This window comes from Chondrinema litorale, assembly GCF_026250525.1.
GTDB lineage: Bacteria > Bacteroidota > Bacteroidia > Cytophagales > Flammeovirgaceae > Chondrinema > Chondrinema litorale.
This window is the reverse complement of the sequence record NZ_CP111043.1, coordinates 419,538-442,692: the sequence shown is the minus strand read 5'-3', so window position 1 is coordinate 442,692 and position 23,155 is coordinate 419,538. Positions and strand designations below refer to the sequence as shown.

Annotated in this window: 18 protein-coding genes; 13 read left to right on the top strand and 5 right to left on the bottom strand. The window is 34.5% G+C overall.

What is annotated here, in order from left to right; translation table 11 throughout:
* Positions 1-289 precede the first annotated feature (289 nt).
* Both OQ292_RS01865 and OQ292_RS01860 read left to right on the top strand, forming a co-directional pair.
* Positions 290-2,779 (top strand): ligase-associated DNA damage response DEXH box helicase, encoded by a 2,490-nt coding sequence (locus OQ292_RS01865; RefSeq protein ID WP_284684348.1) that lies wholly within the window; start codon positions 290-292, stop codon positions 2,777-2,779.
* Between the two features lie 316 nt (positions 2,780-3,095).
* The gene (locus tag OQ292_RS01860) at positions 3,096-3,731 is read left to right on the top strand and encodes an SPOR domain-containing protein (protein ID WP_284684347.1); all 636 of its coding nucleotides are present in this window, start codon (positions 3,096-3,098) and stop codon (positions 3,729-3,731) included.
* 51 nt (positions 3,732-3,782) lie between these two features.
* On the opposite strand, the gene OQ292_RS01855 is transcribed toward OQ292_RS01860, so the two are convergent.
* Genes OQ292_RS01855 through OQ292_RS01845 form a run of 3 tightly spaced genes read right to left on the bottom strand, consistent with a single transcriptional unit; the run spans position 3,783 to position 5,109 of the window.
* Positions 3,783-3,944 carry a hypothetical protein gene (locus OQ292_RS01855; RefSeq protein ID WP_284683235.1) on the bottom strand — a complete coding sequence of 54 codons (162 nt, stop codon included), beginning with the start codon at positions 3,942-3,944 and terminating at the stop codon, positions 3,783-3,785.
* Between the two features lie 44 nt (positions 3,945-3,988).
* On the bottom strand, positions 3,989-4,657 hold the full coding sequence (locus tag OQ292_RS01850; RefSeq protein WP_284683236.1) for an IS3 family transposase: 669 nt from the start codon (positions 4,655-4,657) through the stop codon (positions 3,989-3,991).
* 17 nt (positions 4,658-4,674) lie between these two features.
* Positions 4,675-5,109, bottom strand: a complete 435-nt coding sequence (locus tag OQ292_RS01845) for a transposase (protein WP_284683237.1) — start codon at positions 5,107-5,109, stop codon at positions 4,675-4,677.
* Between the two features lie 530 nt (positions 5,110-5,639).
* On the opposite strand from OQ292_RS01845, the gene OQ292_RS01840 reads away from it, so the two are divergent.
* The 11 genes from OQ292_RS01840 (at position 5,640) to OQ292_RS01790 (ending at position 21,096) form a co-directional block, all read left to right on the top strand.
* The gene (locus tag OQ292_RS01840) at positions 5,640-6,458 is read left to right on the top strand and encodes an IS982 family transposase (protein ID WP_284683176.1); all 819 of its coding nucleotides are present in this window, start codon (positions 5,640-5,642) and stop codon (positions 6,456-6,458) included.
* A gap of 220 nt (positions 6,459-6,678) precedes the next feature.
* On the top strand, positions 6,679-9,375 hold the full coding sequence (locus OQ292_RS01835; RefSeq protein ID WP_284684346.1) for a SusC/RagA family TonB-linked outer membrane protein: 2,697 nt from the start codon (positions 6,679-6,681) through the stop codon (positions 9,373-9,375).
* A gap of 8 nt (positions 9,376-9,383) precedes the next feature.
* Positions 9,384-9,713 carry a hypothetical protein gene (locus OQ292_RS01830; protein WP_284684345.1) on the top strand — a complete coding sequence of 110 codons (330 nt, stop codon included), beginning with the start codon at positions 9,384-9,386 and terminating at the stop codon, positions 9,711-9,713.
* A gap of 7 nt (positions 9,714-9,720) precedes the next feature.
* Complete coding sequence (locus tag OQ292_RS01825) at positions 9,721-9,930, top strand: hypothetical protein (protein WP_284684344.1); 210 nt, start codon at positions 9,721-9,723, stop codon at positions 9,928-9,930.
* Complete coding sequence (locus OQ292_RS01820; RefSeq protein ID WP_348970619.1) at positions 9,831-10,346, top strand: RagB/SusD family nutrient uptake outer membrane protein; 516 nt, start codon at positions 9,831-9,833, stop codon at positions 10,344-10,346. The genes OQ292_RS01825 and OQ292_RS01820 overlap by 100 nt, the downstream gene beginning before the upstream one ends.
* The gene (locus OQ292_RS01815) at positions 10,343-10,750 is read left to right on the top strand and encodes a RagB/SusD family nutrient uptake outer membrane protein (protein ID WP_284684343.1); all 408 of its coding nucleotides are present in this window, start codon (positions 10,343-10,345) and stop codon (positions 10,748-10,750) included. The genes OQ292_RS01820 and OQ292_RS01815 overlap by 4 nt, the downstream gene beginning before the upstream one ends.
* Entirely contained in the window at positions 10,713-11,099 is a 387-nt protein-coding gene (locus OQ292_RS01810; protein WP_348970618.1) for a RagB/SusD family nutrient uptake outer membrane protein, read from the top strand. The genes OQ292_RS01815 and OQ292_RS01810 overlap by 38 nt, the downstream gene beginning before the upstream one ends.
* 534 nt (positions 11,100-11,633) lie before the next feature.
* Complete coding sequence (locus tag OQ292_RS01805) at positions 11,634-14,678, top strand: SusC/RagA family TonB-linked outer membrane protein (protein ID WP_284684342.1); 3,045 nt, start codon at positions 11,634-11,636, stop codon at positions 14,676-14,678.
* Between the two features lie 4 nt (positions 14,679-14,682).
* On the top strand, positions 14,683-16,065 hold the full coding sequence (locus OQ292_RS01800; protein ID WP_284684341.1) for a RagB/SusD family nutrient uptake outer membrane protein: 1,383 nt from the start codon (positions 14,683-14,685) through the stop codon (positions 16,063-16,065).
* Positions 16,066-16,705: 640 nt separating this feature from the next.
* On the top strand, positions 16,706-19,702 hold the full coding sequence (locus OQ292_RS01795; protein ID WP_284684340.1) for a SusC/RagA family TonB-linked outer membrane protein: 2,997 nt from the start codon (positions 16,706-16,708) through the stop codon (positions 19,700-19,702).
* 20 nt (positions 19,703-19,722) lie between these two features.
* Positions 19,723-21,096: a RagB/SusD family nutrient uptake outer membrane protein gene (locus OQ292_RS01790; protein ID WP_284684339.1), complete on the top strand. Its 1,374-nt coding sequence runs from the start codon at positions 19,723-19,725 to the stop codon at positions 21,094-21,096.
* Between the two features lie 313 nt (positions 21,097-21,409).
* Here OQ292_RS01790 and OQ292_RS01785 read toward each other — a convergent pair whose 3' ends face one another.
* Entirely contained in the window at positions 21,410-21,931 is a 522-nt protein-coding gene (locus tag OQ292_RS01785; protein WP_284684338.1) for a hypothetical protein, read from the bottom strand.
* A gap of 196 nt (positions 21,932-22,127) precedes the next feature.
* On the bottom strand, positions 22,128-23,141 hold the full coding sequence (locus OQ292_RS01780; protein WP_284684337.1) for an isoaspartyl peptidase/L-asparaginase family protein: 1,014 nt from the start codon (positions 23,139-23,141) through the stop codon (positions 22,128-22,130).
* Positions 23,142-23,155 lie beyond the last annotated feature (14 nt).

Here is a 23,155-nt window from a genome sequence, read left to right as displayed (position 1 = left end):
ATTTTGATTTACTACAGCTAATTTTAAGTCAGTATATCTTGCTTACATTAAGTAGTATTGAGAAACTAATAGAATACTCTTTTTGAGGTAGTAATATTATTCTTGCATCAATTAATACCCAAATTAATTGGTAGAAAATGCTGTAATGTTGTCAAATTATTATTTGGAGTTTTGAGGGAATGGGAATGATAAATATTATTTATTTTTAGAAAGTGAAATTTTTTGCAAACATTCATTCTCATTAAAGTATTAATAATCAAGAGTTTCTGAACAAATATTTATTCCTAAGATGGCTTCAAACGAACTAACTAACAGTAAGCTTAATTTAATTCAAGAATGGTTTAAGCAACGGAATTGGCAACCTTTCCAATTTCAAAAAGATTGTTGGCAGGCATATCTAAATGGTGAAAGTGGATTGTTAAACGCACCTACCGGAAGTGGTAAAACCTATGCGCTTTGGATTCCTTGTTTATTGGAGTATATCAATAACCATCCAACAGATTGGAAAGATTACAGAAAAAATGGATTGCAAGTTTTGTGGATTACTCCACTGAGGGCGCTTACAAAAGACATCCACAAAGCGATGGAAGCAATTTGTTATGAATTAGAAATTCCATGGCGAATAGCTTACCGAACTGGTGATACTTCTACTACAGAAAGACAGAAACAAAAAAAGAATGCACCAGAATGTTTAATCACTACGCCTGAGAGTCTGCATTTAATGTTGGCTCAAAAAAATTATCCTGATTTCTTTAAGAACCTTAAGGCTGTAATTGTAGACGAATGGCACGAACTGTTGGGCAGTAAGAGAGGAGTGCAAGTAGAGTTAGGTTTATCGAGGTTAAGAGCCATTAAACCAGATTTAAAAACTTGGGGAATATCAGCTACTATTGGTAATTTAAAGCAAGCAGCAAGTGTAGTTGCCGGAAATGAAGCTACCATCATTAGAACTGGAATAAAGAAGAAAATCGAAGTAGTTTCAATACTTCCAGATAAAGTTGAAAAATTCCCTTGGGCAGGTCATCTGGGTATCAACCTAATTGATAAGATTATTCCAATTCTGGAAGAAAGCAGTTCTACTTTAATTTTCACCAATACCAGAGCGCAAACAGAAATCTGGTATCAGAAACTGATGGAGAAAGCACCACAATTTGCTGGTTTGGCTGCCATGCACCATGGTTCGCTTGATAAAGAAATTAGAGAGTGGGTAGAAAATGCCATTCACGAAAATAAACTCAAAGTAGTGGTTTGCACTTCCAGTCTAGATTTAGGGGTAGATTTTAGACCGGTAGATACTGTTATTCAAATAGGTGGGCCAAAAGGTGTAGGTAGGTTTATGCAAAGAGCTGGTAGAAGTGGACATAGACCAGATGCAACTAGTAAAATTTATTTTTTGCCAACACATTCACTAGAGTTGGTAGAAGGAGCTGCTTTGAGGCAAGCAGTAAGAGAGGTTTCTGAATTGGATGATATTAGCCATATGGAATCTAGAAATCCTATTTACAAACCATTGGATGTACTTATTCAATACTTGGTGACGCTTGCAGTTTCGGATGGCTTTCTTCCAGATGAAATTTTTAAAGAAGTACGAAAAACTTTTGCCTATAAAGGTATAAGTAAAGAAGAGTGGGAGTGGTGCTTGCAATTTATTACTTCTGGTGGTGAGAGTTTAGGTGCTTATGAAGAGTTTAATAAAGTGCAGATAGAAAATGATGTTTTCAAAGTACTATCTCGAAAAACAGCAATGCGACATCGAATGTCTATGGGCACAATAGTAGGGGAGCCAGTTGTAAAAATTAAATATTCATCTGGTGGATATGTGGGCACAGTGGAAGAATATTTTATTGCAAGATTAAAGCCCGGAGATGTTTTCTGGTTTTCGGGCAAAGCACTAGAGTTTGTGAAGATAGATAAGATGACCGCTTTCGTTAAACGAAGTAAGCGAAAAACTGCTCAAGTCCCTCGATGGATGGGGGCGAGGTTGCCGCTTTCTTCGGAGCTCTCCCAATTAATTAGAGATAAGCTTGATAATCATATTATTAGCGATGATGTAGAACTTAAGAAAATATATCCTCTGTTAGATTTACAAGAAAGCTGGTCAGTTATTCCTAAGAAAAATGAGTTTTTAATAGAAAGCGTACAGAGTAAAGAAGGCTATCATCTATTTGTTTATCCATTCGAAGGAAGAATGGTACATGAGATTATGGCTGCTTTAATCTCATATAGAATTAGTCAGATTACACCCATCACTTTTTCATTTGCCATGAATGATTATGGCTTTGAGCTTTTGGCAGATACTGAAATACCTCTTGAGCATGCCCTAGAGCTAGATTTGTTTAGTACAGAAAATTTGCTTTTCGATATTGAGCAAAGTATTAATGAAGCAGAAATGGCAAAAAGAAGATTTAGAGAAATTGCTGTTATTTCAGGTCTAATTTTTCAAGGCTATCCCGGAAAAAATAAAGCAAGTAGACACTTACAAGCTTCTTCAGAGTTGTTGTTTAATGTGTTTTCTGAATATGATTCTGATAATCTCTTAATCAAACAAGCTTTTAATGAGGTGGTCGATTTACAGTTAGAAAAAGGCAGATTAATTAAAGTTTTGGACAAAATAAAGCATCAGAAAATTGTAATTAAAAAGCCTCCAAGATTTACTCCTTTTTCATTTCCAATAGTTGTAGATAGGTTAAGAGAGAAAATAAGCTCTGAGAGTGTAGAGGAGCGTATTGCTAAAATGCAGTTAAGATTAGAAGAATATGCAGGAAGCATAAACGGATAAATCCTGTAAAATACTAGTTACACCGACTTTTATGGGCGTTTTTGTCGGAAAATAAAATCATTGAAACTTAAATTTTTTATATTTGGGTTACTTTTTGAAGTATAATGATTAAACAAATAAGAATTTTTTGAGCTAAGTTAAATATCCTCTGTTACCATTTAATCAAACTAATTGCTATATTTTTTGTTAGCCGTTGTTAATTATCACTTTTTTGATATACTATTATATTTTTTATCTCATTTAATCTTACAGTAATACAATATTCAGGAAGAATATATTTTTTAGAAATTAGTTTATGCATATAAAAAAGTCTTGTATGAAAAATTTATTTATTATCACCTTACTATCATTATTTGTTTTAGGTGGAGGTTTAATGGAAAGTGCGTATGCACAGAAGAAGAGTAAAAAAGAAAAAAAACAAGCTAAAAAAGAGGCTAAGAAGTGGAAAAGTAAGATGAAAGATATGGATCCTCTAAAATTTAAAGCAATGTATGAGGATGTAAACACCCTTACAGCAGAGAATTCAGCATTAAAGAAAAACATTACAAGTCTTGAAAATCAAATTAAAGATCAACAGTCTTTAGTTTCTTCTAAAGAGCAAGAAGTTGTTGATTTGCAAAAGAAATTGGCAGACATCCAAAGTGATTGCGGTAAAAACGTAACTGAAGGTGGAGACGACTACACACAAGGTATAGTTTATAAGGTGCAAATCGGTGCATTTAGAAACAAAGATTTATCTCAATTCCAAGAAAAAGGTAATTTTTGGACTGAAGACGAAGACGGTATTAAAAAGTATACAATTGGTTTCTTTAGAGATTATTGGGAAGCAGATACTTTTAAGAAATATTTAAGAGAAATGGGCGTAAAAGACGCTTGGATTGTAGCTTATGAAAATAATGCTAGAAAAGACATTAAAGACGTATTAGAAAGCGGTGGAACTGGTAGAGAATAAATTTCTATTATTGACTAGTCCTAAAAAATCGATACAGATTTTAAGATAAAATTAAGTAGCATCGGGAATAGACTCGGTGCTATTTTTCTTTCTATAGTTCTTAATCTTGACTTTGTTTTGTTGATGCATAAAAACTGGAGTGTTCATCCAACAGCTCCAATGTGGCCGATCATGTTTGTAAATATAAATACTCTGTTCTATAAGTTTGTCCATTAGCTCTATATCTGACGTAGTAATTCCTAAGATAAATTCGTGTTTTAAAATGCCATTCCATGGGGGCCATTTACTCTTTCGGCTATTGCATTTTGATATGGATCATAACTTTCTGTCATGCTGCAAGCAATTTCAGTACTATGAAGTAGCTGCTGATAGGTATCACAACAGTACTGTACTCCTTGCAGGCGCCCTTTGTCTGAATGATGAATCAACTCCCTTTTAGGATATTGTCGGTTGGTAATTGCCATTTGAAGAGCTTCTACAGCTCCTGATGCATCTAGGCTATTTGATACATTATATCCCATAATCTGCTTAGAGTAGGCATCAGTTACTAATGATAAATACATCGGGTTTTCCCTTGTGCCAATGTAAGTAATGTCGGATACCCAGACTTGCTCAGGCTTATCGATATAAAAATTTTCGATAAGGTTTTTATGCTTTCTAAATCGATGGTGAGAGTCTGTGGTGACATGGTATTGCTTCATCGGGACTATTTGTAAATGGTTAGCTTTCATAATGGAGAATAACCTATCTCGACCAACACCTAACTCTCTGAGCTGTTCATAGAGCAAATGATATAACTTTCGTGTGCCAATTCGTGGCATTTTCAAGCGTACCTCTTGTACCATAGCAATTACTTGTGTGGCTATTTCTTGTTTTAACCTCCTCCTTTTGATAGAGCGGTAGTAAACCTGCCTACTGATCCCCAACAGTTCACAAGCCCGTATCACACTCCCTTTTTGTTCAACCTTGAATCGATCAACTGTTGAGGTAAAGACTTTTTTCTGATGGGTATTTTCAGCTCAGCTTCAGCAATATCTATCATCATATCAAACAGGATCACTTTCTTGTCTGAATCTTCAAGTCGCTTCTCTAGAGATGCTTTTTGTTGTTCTAGTAAACGGACTTTGTCTTCTAGCTCCAAAAGCTTTTGATCTGGGGATTTTTCCATTTTCAAATGTGATTTATTCTCCCAATCTAAGTTACCAAATTTTAGCAGCCAAGTTTTTACCGTAGCATTTCCTTGAATACCATATTTTCGTTGAGCCGCTTTTATTCCCAAAAAGCCGCTCTCTATTTCTTGAACAACCTGCAATTTAAAAGCATAACTGTAATCGCGTTGTGTGCGCTTAACATACTGGGGTTCATTGTCTTTCTTCATAGTGTTACTTTTTGTGTAACGCTTATTCAGGACGGGACATAGTCTATTTTAAAAAAGGATTGCTTTTAATAAGCAATCCTTTTTTTTATGCCATTAAAAAAAAATTGTATTATTTGGTTATAAAGTTAGGTTATATTAATAAATACTAATACACTTGAATATAGGTTCATATGTTTTGCTAATTAAAAGTAGCTAAAATATCTTAGTGATATTAAACTACATATTCACTAACAACTAATATTAAAATGACTAATTCTACTCACGCAAACACACTTACTATTAATAAAGCACACACCCTTTTAAGGTACACTAGTCTAAACCTTCATTATTCTAGTGAATTAATTAAATCTCTGAAAGAAGAAATTCTTAGCTGAAACAAAATACTATTAGATAGAATGTGAGTAAATCTTGGCATTTACTTTAATAACTATCACTATTTCTTATTAATTAATTCAAGTTGCGATATATAATGAAAATAAAGTGAAGTCAACCAATTAATTGTAAATTTTAGTCGCCAAACCTAATTTACAATGGAAGACTTCACCATCGCAATTTACTGTTTTCTTGACGATTATCTAAAAATCGGGCGCCCAAAAGAGGGACATATGCGCAAGCTGACAGATGCCCAGATCATCACCACTGCCATTGTGGCCGCCAGGTTTTTCGGTTGCAACTATGTAAGGGCACGGGCTTATCTAAGAGAGGGCCACCAGTTTGATTTTCCCGACAAATCCAATTTCAACCGCCATCTGCATCGGCTCGCGCCAACAATCTCAAGCTTGTTTTTTGCCCTCGGCCAGGCCATAAAAGAACTGAACACCGATAGCCGGTACCTCATCGATTCTTTCCCGGTCGCCGTTTGCAAAAACATCCGGATAAACAACTGCAGACTGCTCGGCGACAAGGCCTATAGAGGGAAGAACATGTCCAAAAGGGAGTACTTCTATGGCTTTAAGGTCCAGGTCATCGCCACTTCGGACGGCATCCCGGTCGAATACTTCATCTGTGCGGGCTCTTACCATGACATAACCGCGTTCAAGAGTATGGATATCGATTTGCCCCCTGACAGTGAGCTGTTCGCCGATAGTGCCTATACAGACTATGAGACAGAAGATTATTACAAAGAACTTGAGCACATCCACCTACTCGCGGTCCGAAAGTCAAATTCCAAAAGGCCAGACCATCCGGCCATGGCATACTTGAAGGACATGATGCGAAAAAGGATCGAGACCACTTTCTCTGAGATCTTGGCATGGTTCCCTTTGAAAATCCATGCCGTCACTGCCCAAGGGTTCATCCTTAAGATCGTGCTCTTCATTTTTGCCTTCACTATTCATAAATCTTTGTAAACCGCAACTTGGGTTAATTATTACCACTCCTAGATAAAGAAATTACATCAGTACTATTAAGTATTGCAAATACTTATTGTCTGATAGTTAGTGTCCTTTGCACTAATAATAAGTAATTGACTGAGACTTATTACAAATGTTTCAAGCTGTTTTACACCCTAGTGAAATGGCAATTACTAACTGAGTTTTTAAAACCACAAAACAATCAAATTATATAAGGATGAAATATTCGCCATATTTCTTAACCATTTTAGTGGTTCTGAGCCTTTCTGTAGGCTTTACACAAGACCGGACTATCTCCGGAACAATTATTTCAGCTACTGACAATTCACCACTTCCTGGTGTAAATGTTATTTTAAAGGGTTCAGCAATTGGAACAATTACAGATATTAATGGGAGATATAAGGTCTCTATACCACAAGGGAATAACACATTAATATTTACTTATATTGGTTTTGAAACTCAGGAGGTTGAGATTGGTTCAAAAACTAATATAGATGTTTCTTTAGCAGAAAGTATAGAGCAGCTAGAAGAGATAATGGTAATGGGTTATACCAGTAAAAGAAAAAATGAAGTAACTGGTTCAACTGTGCAGATAACGGGTAATAATTTAAAAGATATCCCAGTAACATCTATAGATCAAACGCTACAGGGTAAAGTTCCTGGTCTAAATATCTCTGCTTCTTCTGGTACGCCAGGTTCAACACAAGATATTAGAATTAGGGGAGTAGGTACTATTACAGCCGGTAACCAACCTCTTTTTGTAATTGATGGTGTACCAATGATTAATGATGATTTTTCTGGTAGTACCACAACTAGTTCTCTAAGTGCGCTTTCTTCAATTAACAGTAATGATATTGAAAGTATTACTGTATTAAAAGATGCTTCTGCAACAGCAGCATATGGGGCTAGAGGCTCAAACGGTGTAATAGTAATAACTACTAAAAAAGGTAGCTCTGGCCAAGCCAAATTCAATTTTAGTGCAACATATAGTTTCCAAAACAATGCTACCAAAGGTTTAACTCCATTAAATGGAGAACAACGCGAAGAATTACTTTTAGAAGCAATCTACAATACTTATGGTGAAGCGAATGGCTTTTCTAAAAATGAGGCTTACGATTTTATGGTAGATAACGACCTAGATGGAGGTAGATTACAAAGTTGGGATGGTGTAGATGGTGGTTGGTCTGACGCTGTAACTAATAAAGATGCAGTTGTTCAAAACTATAATATTTCTGCTTCTGGCGGAGATGATGTTTCTAACTTTTACGCTTCATTAGGTTATAATAAAACTGAGGCAACAGTTATAGGTTCAGATTTCCAAAGAGTTACTGCTAAGTTGAACTATGGTAGAGATTTAACTAAAAGAATCAAGTTCTCTTCTAACACAACCATTGCTAACACTATTCAAAACGGATTTTTAGAGCAAGGTGCTTATTTTGAAAACCCACACCTTACTAAATATTTTATGAGTCCTTGGGAGCATCCATACAACGAAGATGGAAGCATCAATACAGATTTAAATACTTCAGTTTTCAATACTGTATATACTCAAGAAAAAAACTTTTTTAAAAGTAATCTAACTCGTTTAATAAATAATTCTTCTTTAGAGTGGGAAATTATTGATAATCTTAAGTTTAAATCACTTTTCAATACAGATTTCAACATTACGAACCTACACAGATTTGAAGATAAAATTCATGGTGCCGGAGCAGATGCTTATGAGTACACGCAAAGAAACTTTAACTATGTTGCTCAAAACTCTTTAGATTATTCTTTAAGCATTAACAATTATAACTTCGGTGTTTTAGCTCTTGTTGAGTATCAGAAAAATAAATACAACTCTGTGTATGCATATGGTGAAAACTTCCCTGCTGAAGGTCTAACATATGTATCAAGTACGAGTGCTAACTACGATGCAAGCTCTGATTTTGAGGATTGGGCAAACACATCTTACTTAGGTATGTTGAACTACAACTACATGGGTAAATATGTAGCAGATTTCACTTATCGTCGCGAGGGTTCTTCAAAGTTTGCTGAAGGTTTAAGATTTGGTAGTTTCTGGTCAGTTGGTGCAGCATGGAATATTACAGAAGAGTTATTTATGTCAGAATTAAATGTACTTAACAACTTAAAACTGAGAGCATCTTATGGTCTTTCTGGTAACTCTAATATCGGAATAAATAAATATCAAGCTTTATTACAGTACGATGCAAACTATAACGATGCTGGTGCTGTTTATCCTGCTCAGTTTGGTAATACATACCTTACTTGGGAGAAAAACAAAACATTAGATATAGGTATAGACTTCGGTTTCTTTAATAGTAGAATTAATGGTTCATTTGGCTATTACAACAAAGAAACTTATGACCTATTACAAGATGTGCCACTTTCAAGAACTTCTGGTCACGATTTGATTACTCAAAACGTGGGTACAATGGTGAATAAAGGAATTGAGGCATTATTAGGTTTTGATATCGTAAGATCTCAGGCATTCAATTTAAGTGTATCTGCAAACATTGCGACAGTAAATAACGAAGTTACTGAGTTAGCTCAAACTGCTACTGGTGATGATATTACTATTACTTCTGGTTCTAGAAAAGTAGAAGTTGGTAAACCAGTTTATGCTTGGTACATGAGAAAATGGGCTGGTGTAAATCCTGAAAATGGTAATGCACAGTGGTACGTAAACGACGAAAGTGATGAAATTACCGACGATTACTATTCTGCTGAACAAGTATACGTAGGTGGAAGTGCTATCCCAAAAATTACTGGTGGTTTCAATACACATGTAGATTATAAAGGAGTATACCTTGATGTGAACTTGTATTTGCTGGTGGACATAAAGTATACGAAGACTGGTCATTCTACACGCATCACTCTGGTTACTACACTACATTATATTACAATGGTGTAACTAATATAATGGACAGATGGCAAGAAGAAGGTGACGTTACAGACGTACCTAGAGTAGTATATGGTACTAATGATGATTCTAGAACTTCTAGTAGATTCCTATACGATGGTGATTATTTAAGGGTAAAAGATATCGTAATCGGATACAAATTACCTGCTTCTTTACTAAGACCTGTTAAAATCGATCAAGCTTCAGTATTTGCGAGAGGAACTAACCTTTTTACTTGGGTTAAAGATGACAGATTAAAGTATGATCCTGAAGTTCGTGCAGATGGTTTTACCAGACTCACAACTCCTCCAGTAAAGTCAATCATCTTCGGTATAAACTTAAACTTCTAATAACAGCATGAAAAATATTTGGTACTTATTTATATCTCTGGCAATAGTCTTTACATCTTGTTCTGAAGATGATTTAGAGCCTACACTTGCCACAGCAAAAGACGTTGAAACCAGTATATCAAATCAAGAAGACGTAGAAGGTTTGGTAAATGGAATGTACAACAGGTTACAAGTAGTTCTTACTATGGTCGTGACTATATCATTTTTAATGAAGTAAGATCTGACAACTGCTACTCAAATGGTAACTCAGGTAGATTTGTAACTGCTGCTGCTATGACGGTGGGTGAGTCTGATTCATACGCTTTAAATACTTGGAGCAAAATGTACGAAGTTATCGCTTCTGCTAACATCGTAATCGCACTAGATGCAGCTTCTCTTGAAGGAGATGTTGATGAAATCAATCACTTAATTGGTGTCGCATACATTGGTAGAGCATTAGCTCACTTTGACTTATTAAAATTATATGGTCAGCAAAATGTATACGTTGGAGGTTCTTTAGGTACAACTGGTATCCCTTATGTAACTACTTACAAAGGTGAAAATCTTTCACCTGCGAGAAACACAGTTACTGAGGTTTATACAAACATCATTTCAGACCTCGATATGGCTGTTTCTTTAATGAATGAATCTTGAACAGCGCTGATGCACAAAGCTTTACTACATATGCTGCTTATGCTTTAAAAGCGAGAGTTGCTGCATACTTTGGTGATTGGAGCACAGTAAAAACTTCTGCTGAAACTGTTATAAACTCTGGTTTATATTCAATTGTATCTGCTGATGCTTATGTAGATTCATGGACGATTGATAATGCTGATAACTCAATTTTCGAATTAGCTTTCAGTAGCACAGATAATGAGAGTATCAATGGTTTAAAAAACATTTACAGAGGTTCTTCTTACGGAGATATTGTGGTGTTAGACAACTTACAAGGTGTTTTTGATGATGGTGATGTGAGAGGTTCTGAAGATATGATGGCTAATGATGGTAGCTATCTAAGAAATATGGGTAAATATACCTTCATCAGATTACTCAGATAATATTTCTATAATCAGGTATGAAGAAGTAGTATTACTTTATGCAGAAAGCTTAGTTGAATTAGGCGATGCTTCTGCGCTAAGTGTTTTAAATCAAATTCCTACTAACAGAAATGCAGAGCTTTACACTGAAGCTACTAAAGCAAATGTGTTGTTGGAGAGAAGAAAAGAACTATGTTTTGAAGGTTTCAGATTTAATGATTTAGCAAGAACAGGAAATGATATTCCATTGGTAGATGCCATAAGACAAACTCATGGTGGCCCAGAATATGGTAGCTATAACTATGCTTTTGCTATACCAGTATCAGAATTAGATGCAAACTCTAATATGGTGCAGAACAAGAATTATTAATTAGATGATAAGTTGAAAATCGAAGGGGTTATCTCAATTTTGAGATAGCTCCTTTTTTTATTGTAAAGCCTCAATTTTTTTGATTCTATTTAGAAAATATTCCATGGTTTATATAAGTATACATTTTTTAACTCACACCCTTTTCTACTAAAAAAAAGCTATAAATGCTTGTTTCTTGTGATAAATAAAATATATTTGTTATAACAATACTTCGAATAATAAGTAACAAGCAAATAACAACTGCAGTAACAAATCATATCATCGTTCCTCGATTTTATAACCAATAAAAAAACATTTAAGGATACATAACTAATGTAGTTGTATACTCATTGTATGAGTGATATAACAAGATGTTTTTTTTAGTATCAAGTACCCATCTCCAATTATCTTCAATACAATAATATTCTAATTAGAATTAGTTACTAAGTGTCATTTTTATTGCCATAATTCTAATACTTGTTTGACCCTAGCAAATAAGTACACTAGCTGGTTTTTGTCTAAAACTACATAGCATAACAATCAAATTATTTTAGTATGAAGTACTTTTACCTTCAAGCCATTTTTATGGTTTTAGGCCTTTCTATGGGCTTTTCACAAGACCGGACTATTTCCGGCACAATCATTTCCTCAGCAGACGATTCTCCTTTACCCGGAGTAAATGTAGTAGTAAAAGGGACAGCAATTGGAACAATCTCAGACATCGATGGGAATTTTAAATTGGCTGTTCCCCAAGAGTATAATACGCTGATATTCACCTATATCGGATTCGAAACTTTAGAGAATGAGATAGGAGCTCAAACCACATTTGATATTTCTTTAAAAGAAGATATATCGGAACTAGAAGAAGTAATGGTAATGGGTTACACTAGTAAGCGTAAAAATGAATTAACTGGCTCAACAGTTCAAGTTGGTGGGGATGAACTAAAAGATGTACCAGTAACTTCTGTTGATCAGGCTTTACAGGGTAAGGTTCCTGGTTTAAATATCTCAGCTTCTTCTGGTACACCAGGTTCTGCTCAAGATATTCGCATAAGGGGAGTAGGAACTATTACAGCAGGTAATGCACCATTAATAGTAATAGATGGTGTTCCAATGATAAATAATGATTTTTCTGGTAGTACTGCAACCAGTTCTTTAAGTGCACTTTCATCCATCAACAGTAATGACATAGAGAGTATTACAGTTTTAAAAGATGCTTCTGCAACTTCAGCTTATGGAGCTAGAGGTTCTAATGGAGTAATTGTAATTACTACCAAAAAAGGTAATTCAGGCAAAACGAAGTTTTCTGCAAGTGCTTCTTATGGTTTCCAAAATAATGCAGTAGACGGTTTAACACCATTAAATGGAGATCAAAGAGCCGAACTTTTATTAAATGCTATTTATAATACCTTTGGTGATAGCGAAGGTTTTACCCAAGATGGCGCCTATGACTTTATGGTTGAGAATAACGTTGATGGAGGAAGTTTGCAAAACTGGAATGGGGAAGATGGTAATTGGGCAGACGCTGTAACCAATAAAGATGCTGTTGTTCAAAATTATGATGTAGCAGCATCTGGAGGTGACGGAATTTCTTCTTTTTATGCATCCATCGGTTATAATAAAACTGAAGCAACTGTTATAGGTTCTGATTTTGAAAGATTCACAGCCAAATTAAATTACAACAGAAACCTAACTGAAAAACTAGTATTTACTACAAATACCACAATTGCTAACACAATACAAAATGGCTTTTTAGAGCAATCGTCTTACTTTGCTAATCCACACCTTACTAAATACTTTATGAGCCCTTGGGAGCAACCGTATAACGAAGATGGTAGCATCAATACAAACTTGGGCACATCAGTATATAATACGGTTTATACGCAGCAAAATACTTTTAATAAAAGTAATCTTACAAGGTTACTCAACAACTCATCATTAGAGTTTGAAATTATTGAAAACTTAAAGTTTAAAACACTATTTAGTGCAGATTTTAACTTGGCTTCTTTGCACTCTTTTGAAGACGATGTGCACGGAGGTGGTGTAGATGTAGGTGGTGATGCTTCTCAAAATGATAGAAGAAACTTTAATTATGTTGCTCAAAATTCTTTGGATTACTCCTATAGTGTAAATGGTCATAACTTTGGTGTGCTTGCGCTCATGGAATACCAAAAAAATAAATTCTATTCTGTATACTCTTATGGTGAGAATTTTCCTGCTGCTGGTTTAACTTATGTATCTAGCGCGAGTGCTAACTACGATGCAAGTTCTGACTTCGAAGATTGGTCAAACTCTTCATATTTGGGTATGGTAAACTATAACTATCAAGGAAAATATGTAGCAGATTTTACTTATAGATATGAGGGTTCTTCTAAGTTTGCAGAGGGATTGAGATATGGTGGATTCTGGTCAGTAGGAGCAGCTTGGAACATTTCTGAAGAAACATTTCTGTCTAATGCCAACTTTGTAAACTCTTTAAAACTACGAGCTTCTTACGGCCTTTCAGGAAACTCTAATATCGACATTAATAAATATCAAGCATTGCTACAATACGATGCAAATTACAATGATGAAGGCGCTGTTTATCCTGGACAGTTTGGTAACACAAACCTTACTTGGGAGAAAAACAAAACATTGGATTTAGGTATCGATTATTCTTTGTTTAAAGATCGCATAAGCGGTTCACTTGCATACTATTATAAAGAGACATTCGACTTGTTGCAAGATGTACCTTTGTCTAGAACCACCGGCCACGAAGAGATTACTCAAAACGTAGGAACGATGGTAAATAAAGGTATTGAGGCTTTAATTAGCTTTGATATTATCCGTCAGAATGATTTCAACTTCAGAGTTTCTGCCAATGTTGCTACAGTAGAAAACGAAGTAACAGAACTGGCTAAAAGTTCTAGTGGAGAAGATATTACCATTACTTCAGGTTCTAGAAAGGTAGAAGTGGGACAACCAGTTTATGCATGGTATATGAGAAAATGGGCAGGTGTAAACCCAGATAATGGAAGTGCTCAGTGGTATGTAAATGATGAAAGTGATGAAGTTACAGAAAGTTATTATGATGCAGAACAAGTGTATGTTGGTGGAAGTGCCATCCCTAAATTTACTGGTGGATTAAACACACATTTAGATTTTAAAGGTGTTTATTTAGATGTTAACCTATATTTTGCTGGTGGTCATAAAGTGTATGAAGATTGGTCTTTCTACACACGCCATTCTGGTTATTACACTACATTATATTACAATGGTGTGGAAGCTATGATGGACAGATGGCAACAACCAGGAGATATTACTGATGTGCCTAAAGTAGTATTTGGGACTAATGATGATTCTAGAACATCAGACAGATTCTTGTACGATGGAGATTATATGAGAGTAAAAGATATCGTAATAGGTTACAAATTACCTGCATCTTTGATAGCTCCACTTAAAATTGAATCTCTTTCAATTTATGCAAGAGGTACCAATCTGTTTACTTGGGTAAAAGACGATAGGCTAGAATACGACCCAGAAGTACGTGCAGATGGCTTTACCAGACTTACAACCCCACCTGTAAAATCAATCATCTTTGGTTTAAATCTAAATTTCTAATGACATGAAAAATACTTGGTATATATTAATAGTATCATTAATACTTCTTTTTTCTGCTTGTACAGAAGATGACTTAGAACCAACATTGGCTTCTGCTAAAGATGTTGAAACTAGTATTGCATCTCAAGAGGACATGGCGGGTTTAATTAATGGGATGTATAATAGGTTTACTAGTAGTTCTTATTATGGAAGAGATTATATCATTTATAATGAAGTAAGATCTGATAACTGTTACTCAAATGGCAATTCGGGAAGATTTGTTACCCCAGCCGCTATGACAGTTGGAGAGTCTGATTCCTACGCACTCAATACTTGGAGCAGAATGTACGAAGTTATTGCTTCTGCCAACATTGTTATTGCTCTAGACCCTGCAGAGCTAGAAGGAGATATTGATGAAATGAATTATTTAGTTGGAGCTGCATATATTGGAAGAGCGCTGGCACATTTCGATTTGTTAAAGCTGTACGGACAACAATTTGTTACGGTTGGTGGTGCTCTTGGCACTGCTGGAATTCCTTATGTAACAACATACAAAGGCGAGGAATTATCACCTACAAGAAATACAGTAGATGAAGTTTATACATTTATTATGAGCGATTTAGATATGGCTTTATCAATAATGAGTGAATCTTTAAATGCTGGCGATGCACAATACTTGAGTACTTATGCTGCTCAGGCTCTTAAAGCAAGAGTGGCTGCTTATTTTGGAGATTGGAGCATAGTAAAATCTGCTGCTGAAGTTATAATAAACTCTGGTAATTACTCAATACTAGATGCTGATACTTATGTAGTTTCTTGGGCAATAGATAATTCTGCTAATTCCATTTTCGAGCTAGCTTATAGTAGTACAGATAATGCAAGTATTAATGGTTTGCAAAATATGTACAGAGGCACGTCTTATGGCGATGTTGCTGCTTTGGAAGATATCCTTTCCATATTTGATGAAGGTGATATTAGAGGTTCTGAAGCGATGATTGCAAATGATGGAAGTTACCTAAGAAATATAGGAAAGTATCCTTCAGCAGATTATTCTGATAATATTCCATTGATTAGATACGAGGAAATTGTATTACTTTATGCCGAAAGCCTGGTAGAGTTGGGCGATGCTGCAGCTTTGGATGTGTTAAATCAAATTCCTTCTAACAGAAGTGCAGCGCTTTACACTGAGGCTACTAAAGCCAATGTGTTGTTGGAGAGACGAAAAGAGTTGTGTTTCGAAGGTTTCAGGTTTAATGATTTAGCCAGAACTGGTAGTGATATTCCATTAGTAGATGCTATAAGACAAACTCATGGTGGTCCTGAGTTTGGTAGTTATAACTATGCATTTGCAATTCCTGTATCAGAGTTAGATGCAAACTCTAATATGGTGCAGAACAAAGATTATTAATCTTATCTTGCTTCAAGAAAACGGCTAACTCTCTACAGAGTTAGCCGTTTTCTAATAATGACTTTTCCTACTCATTAAGTAGATATTAATAATAAATTCATAAACAATAGTTACAATATGAATATACTTTGAAATAATATTACAATTCTATTATAAAAATCATTTAACAAAATTGTTAAAATAAAATGTAAAGAATATATTTGATGCATCAACCAGTTAAAACTTACAAACAATTATCAAACATGAAGCGTCAAATTCAACTCAACAACAACGATCGACCTCTTTTTTCAAAATTGATTTTTCCTCTTACACATCAATTTTCTTCTTGACCTGTATAAGTATTTTAAACTAGCTTAATCTGGTATTTAAGAAATACAAATACTATTAAGTTCGGGTCAAAAGGCAGTTCATTCCTATCTCTATCATACTATCATTATCATATTGAATTGATATAATAGTCAATTCCTAGCTTACATTTTTATACTTCCATTTTACTTCTTCAATCAAGAAGAAGCACTCCATAGCTATGCTTAAAATTTAATTTAAGTAGTCTTTGCTGGTTTTATATAGCGCAACTGCCTACCTGATATCGCACAATCAAATCAAAGTGTAAATCATATATAACTATAATTATTCATTCATGATTAAATTAATCCCTTATTTGCAAACCATTTTATTGGTTTTTAGCCTGAGTGTGGGCTTTGCGCAAGATCGAACCATAACGGGAAGTATTAAATCTGCCTCAGACGAATCTCCGTTACCAGGCGTAAACATCATTGTGAAAGGTACCACTGTGGGTACTATTTCAGACTTTGATGGCAATTTTAGATTAACAGTTCCTCAAGGAGGTAGTGTGTTATTATTCACCTACATAGGTTTTAAGACTCAAGAAGTTGAAATTGGCTCAAAATCTAATTTCACTATTTCACTGGCAGAAGATGTAGAAGAGCTAAGTGAGATTGTGGTATTAGGTTACGATACGAGAGATAAAGATTCATTTTCAGGTTCTGCTGTACAAGTAAGTACCGAAGTTTTACAAGCACCATTAACAACAGTAGATCAAGCATTACAAGGTAATGTTGCTGGGTTAAACTTGAGAGCAAGTTCAGGTACTCCTGGTGCTGCTCAAGATATAAGAATTAGAGGTATAAGCTCATTAAATGCAGGTAACGATCCATTATATGTTATTGATGGTGTTCCAGTTGTCTCTGGAGATTTAAGTGCCAGTTCAAGCACTAGTTCATTTAATGCTTTAGCATCAATAAACCCAGCTGATATCGAAAGTATTACTGTACTAAAAGATGCGGCTTCTACAGCAATGTACGGTGCTAGAGGTACTAATGGTGTAATTGTAATAACAACCAAAAAAGGGAAAAGTGGTAAGGCGACTTACTCTGCAAATTTTGAATATGGCATTGTAAAACAAGCCACAGACGGAATCCCATTGTTAAATGCTTCTCAATTTATGGAAGTGAATCAAGAAGCTTATGCAAATGCCTTAGCTGTAGATTCCATTCAAGCTAGTGCTGTTCCAGATTGGGATGCATTGTGGGATGGTGAAACTGATACAGATTGGAAAGATATAATTACAAATGATCATGCTAATTATCAGAATTATAATATATCTATGACAAGTGGAACTGAAAAAGGGAACATGTATGCATCACTAGGTTATTACAATTCAGATTCATATGTTATCGCTTCTTCTCTAAAAAGAATCTCTGGTAAATTAAGTGTTTCGCGACAATTATCTGACAAAATTAATCTTTCATCAACTTTTACTGGTTCAAATACTACACAAAAAGGGTATTTAGAAGGTTCAGGATACTACTCTTCTCCTATTTATCAGTCATATAATTTGCTACCTATTGAAAGTCCTTATAATGAAGATGGTTCATATAATACGGATTTAACTAAGATGAACAATCCACTTGCACAGGCAGAATGGGATCGTGATCAATTAAGTATGACTAGACTTTTAAACAATACAAGTCTTTCTGTTGATATTCTTCAAAATTTAAATTTTACGTCTAAGTTAGGTGTTGATTTCGCTTATAATGAAGAGCAGCATTACGATAGTAGATACGAAGGTGATGGTGAAACAGCAAATGCTCAAGAGTCTGAATATACAACTAGAAATTTAAATTATGTTTGGCAAAATATGTTGTCATATAATTTTGATGTAAACTCAGATAATAAATTAAGCTTTAAATTAATTCATGAAGGGCAAAAGAATAAAAAGTATTTATTATATGGTTATGGGTACGATTATGCTGTAGATGGTTTATATACTTTGACAAATGCTGCTACTACAGAGGCAAGTTCTAAAAAGGAAGATTGGGCTCAAGAATCAGTTACTTTTCTTGTTAACTATGGTTTTAAAGATTTCTTATTTCTAGATGGAACAATAAGAACTGAAGGTTCTTCAAAGTTTGCAAATGATTATCGTTGGGGGACATTTGGTTCTTTAGGTGCCTCTTTAGTTTTCTCAAATCTGATGGATTTAGATTGGTTAAATCTAGCTAAACTACGTGTTTCTTTTGGTAAAACAGGTAATAGTGATATAGATCTTAATCAGTATCAATCTACATTAAGTTATGATAAAGCATATAATGGAGCATCAGGAACTTATATTTCTCAAATGGGAAATACAGATCTAACGTGGGAGAAATCTAATGTATTTGACATTGGGATAGATTTTGAAATTGTAAATAGAGTATCAGGTACTATAGAATATTTTAATAGAGAAACTTATGATATGTTACTGGATGTACCTTTATCATTTACAACAGGCTTTGATGAACAAACATTTAATGTTGGAAGAATGGTTAATGATGGAATTGAAGTTTCATTAAATGTAGATGTAATTCAGACAAAGAATTTGTCGTGGAGTTTGGGTGGTAACTTGTCATATATTAGAAATGAAGTAAAGAGTTTAACAGATGATGCAGGACAATTATTAGAAAGTGGAACAGATCAAAGATTAGAAGAAGGTAAAGAAGCATATACTTGGTATATGCCAAAATGGGCTGGTGTAGATTCAGAAACAGGAAGTCCACTTTGGTATGTAAATGATGAAAGTGAAGAAACAACAACCGATTACAATTCAGCAGAATATGTATACCATGGAGGAAGAATGCCAAACTTATATGGCGGTATCAATACTAATTTAAATTATAAGGGTATCTATTTTTCTGCTAACTTATTCTACTCGTTTGGTAACCAGATTTACGATTCTTATTCTAAATATTTGTATACAGATGGTAATTATGGTATAGGAAGAAATAATTATGCAATGGTTTACTATGATAGGTGGCAACAATCAGGTGACACTGCTAAAAATCCAAAATTATTTTATGGTAGGGATGATAATTCATATTCTCAATCAAGTCGGTTCTTATATGATGGTAGTTATTTAAGATTGAGAAATGTAACAATTGGATATAACATACCTGATAAAATAACAAATCATATTAAGGTTAGTAATGTAAATATATATTTAAGAGGTTCAAATCTTTGGACATATACCTACGATGATGACTTGGAATTTGATCCTGAGGTAGATTCAGATGGATATTTTGATCCTACAACTCCTCCGCTTAAAACTTATACAATGGGGTTGAAATTTAATTTCTAATCAAACCTGAAATAGACAAGATGAAAAATAAAAATATTAAAGTATTATTAATAACTAGTTTTTTAGGAGTATTTACTTCTTGTAGTGAAGACTATTTAGAGCCAAGTTTAGAGCAGGCAGCAACTATAGATTCTGGAATCAGTACTTCAGAAGAAGCAGCTTCTGTAGTAAATGGGACTTATGATATACTGAATGATTACCAGTATTATGGTAGAGAGTTTGTGGTTTATGGTTCTGTTCGATCTGATGATGCATTTAGTAATGCTAATTCTGGTAGATTTGATGAGCAAGGAAATTTTAACTTAACAAGTTCAAATACGGATGAAGATGATTGGGCTCATCCTTACCAGGTTATTGCTAATGCTAATTTGGTGATTAATGCTGGATTGGAAGATGATGCAGAAATAAATCATACAGTTGGTCAAGCTTATGCACTTAGAGCTTTGGCTCATATGGATTTATTGAAATTTTTTGGTCAGCAATATGTAAGTGGTTCTAGTAATTTAGGAGTGCCATATATTACTGAAAATGCTACTGGAGTAAGCTATCCTGAACGTAATACGATCGATGAAGTTTGGCAATATGTAGGAGATGATTTAAACACAGCTCTTGAATTAATGAGTGAAGATTTAAATGCTTCAACTCCAATAGAATTGACTACTTGGGGAGTATATGGCATACTTTCACGATTTTATCTTTTTACAGAAGATTACGATAATTTAATTGAAGTATCAGAGAAAATACTAAACTCAGGTGAGTTTAGTATTATCAGTGAGTCTGGTGTAATAAGTTCATGGGAGAGTGGTGACGTTACTGACAACTCTTTGTTTGAGTTGAATTTAAACTCACAGGATGCATCTAGTACTAATAGTATTGCGCATATCTATCAAGAAGGAAGTTATGGAGATGTAGAAGTAACAGGAGATCTTTATGATATATATGAAGATAGTGATATCAGAAAAAGCTTATTAGCACTTACTGTGGAGGGTACTGATACTACATATAGAATGGTTGGTAAATATCCTAATTCTTTAGGAACAGACAATATCAAAGTAATCAGATACGAAGAGATTATTTTGAATTATGTTGAAGCTTTATATGCTACAGGAAGTACTTCTCAAGCATTAGAATACTTAAACATGATTCCAGAAAACAGGGGAGCATCTACTTATACAGAAGTAACAGAAGACAATATCTTATTAGAAAGAAGAAAAGAATTGGCAATGGAAGGTCACAGATTTTTTGACCTAATGAGATACGGAAGAGACATCGAAAAAGTAGATGATGGTCAGTTATATTCAACTATCACTTATGGAGATACCAGACTAGTTTTTCCAATTCCTATTTCCGAAGTGAATGCGAACTCTAGTATGGTTCAAAACGACGGTTATTAATTAACTACATTTTAATACATACAAGTACAACGGAAGGGTTATCTCAACTTTGAGATAGCTCTTTTTTTGTTGGGAACAGAGAGGAATTCAAACCTTTTTACTTCTTCTAGTTATGCGAAAAAAATAATCTAGGACGTCTATTTTCTGGAAATCTATAAGTAAGCTTCTATTCATATTTAGCACTGTTTAGGTCAGCTTATACAAATAAGGTTGAGCTAATTTATAAAGTGATTCATTTGAGAAATAAAGGCACAAAAAAACCTGATAGTTTCACCAAAACTACCAGGCTATTATATTGTAGTAACAATAGAAATTAACCCTCTTCTGTTTCTTCTTCTTCATCGGTGCTTTCTCTGCTAGCCTTAACTTCTTCCATTATTACATCATATTTTGCTTTTAAATCTTCATCAGATTTTAAGCCTTTTTTAATAGCATTGTACATTTTTACACTACCAATATAGTCTTTTACCATAGTGGTAAGTGTAGGCTTGATCTCAGCCGTAAGCTCTTCTTTTTTGTCAATTACTGATTGAATAAAAGCGATTTCGTCCTCAGTAGCTTCGAGTTCTGTTAGCTTTTCTTCATCACCAATTGCATCATTCAATTCGTTGTAACGGGCAATGGTAATATCTTCATTACTTTTCAGCATATCAGACATTACATCTTTTACATTTTCTTTCATCGCATCAAGCGAGTCCATTGTAACTGCATACTTTTTAAGGTCTTCATCTGTAATTTCTAGTTCTTCTTCTTGTGCAAAAACAGATGAAGACATAGTTAAAATAAATGCAAAAACGATTAAACTTTTAAGCTTCGAGAATTCATTAAAATTCATAATCTACTATTTGTGGTTTGTTTCAAAAAAATTCTTCTAGGTATATTTATATAAAATAGAAATTAAATGCAAATATGATTAGATAACAATTGCTAAAAGGGGGATGAACAGGCTTATTTACCTGCCATCCTTTTTATATAACTAAGAATTTAGTAATTGTGTTTGGCTTGTTATGAAGATTTCTATTAGCTAGATATTATTCTTCATCTTTATATATTAATACTTTTTTACTTCCGTCTGCTTTAATATATCCACGATACATACCAGCAGTATTAAAAGGCATTGAAACATTCCCTTCGTGATCAACACAAATAATTCCACCAGTTCCACCTAGTTCTGTAAGCTTATCCATAATTACTTTGTTACTGGCATCTTCTAGACTCATACCTTTGTACTCCATCATAGCAGAAACATCATATGCGACTAGGTTTCTCATAAAAAACTCACCATGACCAGTTGATGATACTGCACAGGTTTTATTGTTAGCATAAGTTCCTGCTCCAATAATTGGAGAGTCACCAACACGAGCAAATTTTTTGTTGGTCATACCGCCAGTAGATGTTCCGGCAGCCAGATTACCAAATTGATCTAAAGCTACACAACCAACTGTACCATGTTTATTATTGAGTAAATCTGAATATGGAATTTGACCTCTATTTTCTTCGTTCGCTTTTGCCTTTTCTAAAGATTGTTTTCTTCTTTCAGTGTAGAAGTAAGAAGGGTCAACGATTTCTAAGTTTTGTTTTTTTGCAAATTCTTCGGCGCCTTCTCTAGTAAGCAAAACATGCTCTGAGTTATTCATTACTTCTAGAGCAGCATTAATTGGATTTTTGATTACTGTTACACCAGCAACAGCACCTGCATTTAAGGTTTTGCCATCCATGATAGAAGCATCTAGTTCGTTTTTGCCATTGTTAGCGAATACGGCACCTTTGCCAGCATTAAAAAGCGGAGAGTTTTCCATCACGTTAATGGTTGCTACCACTGCCTCTAAGCTTGTTCCTCCATCTTCTAAAATCTTGTAGCCAGTTTCTAAAGCTTCAGTAAGTTTTTCTCTGTAAGCTTTTTCCTTTTCAGGGGTCATGTTTTTTTTGAGAATAGTACCAGCACCACCATGGATAACCAAGGTTATCTTATCTTTAGCATCTTGCGCCATGATGTTTAAACTAAGTACCATTGCTAAAACCAATAGTGAAAGTTTGTTTAACATAGAATTGTGATTAA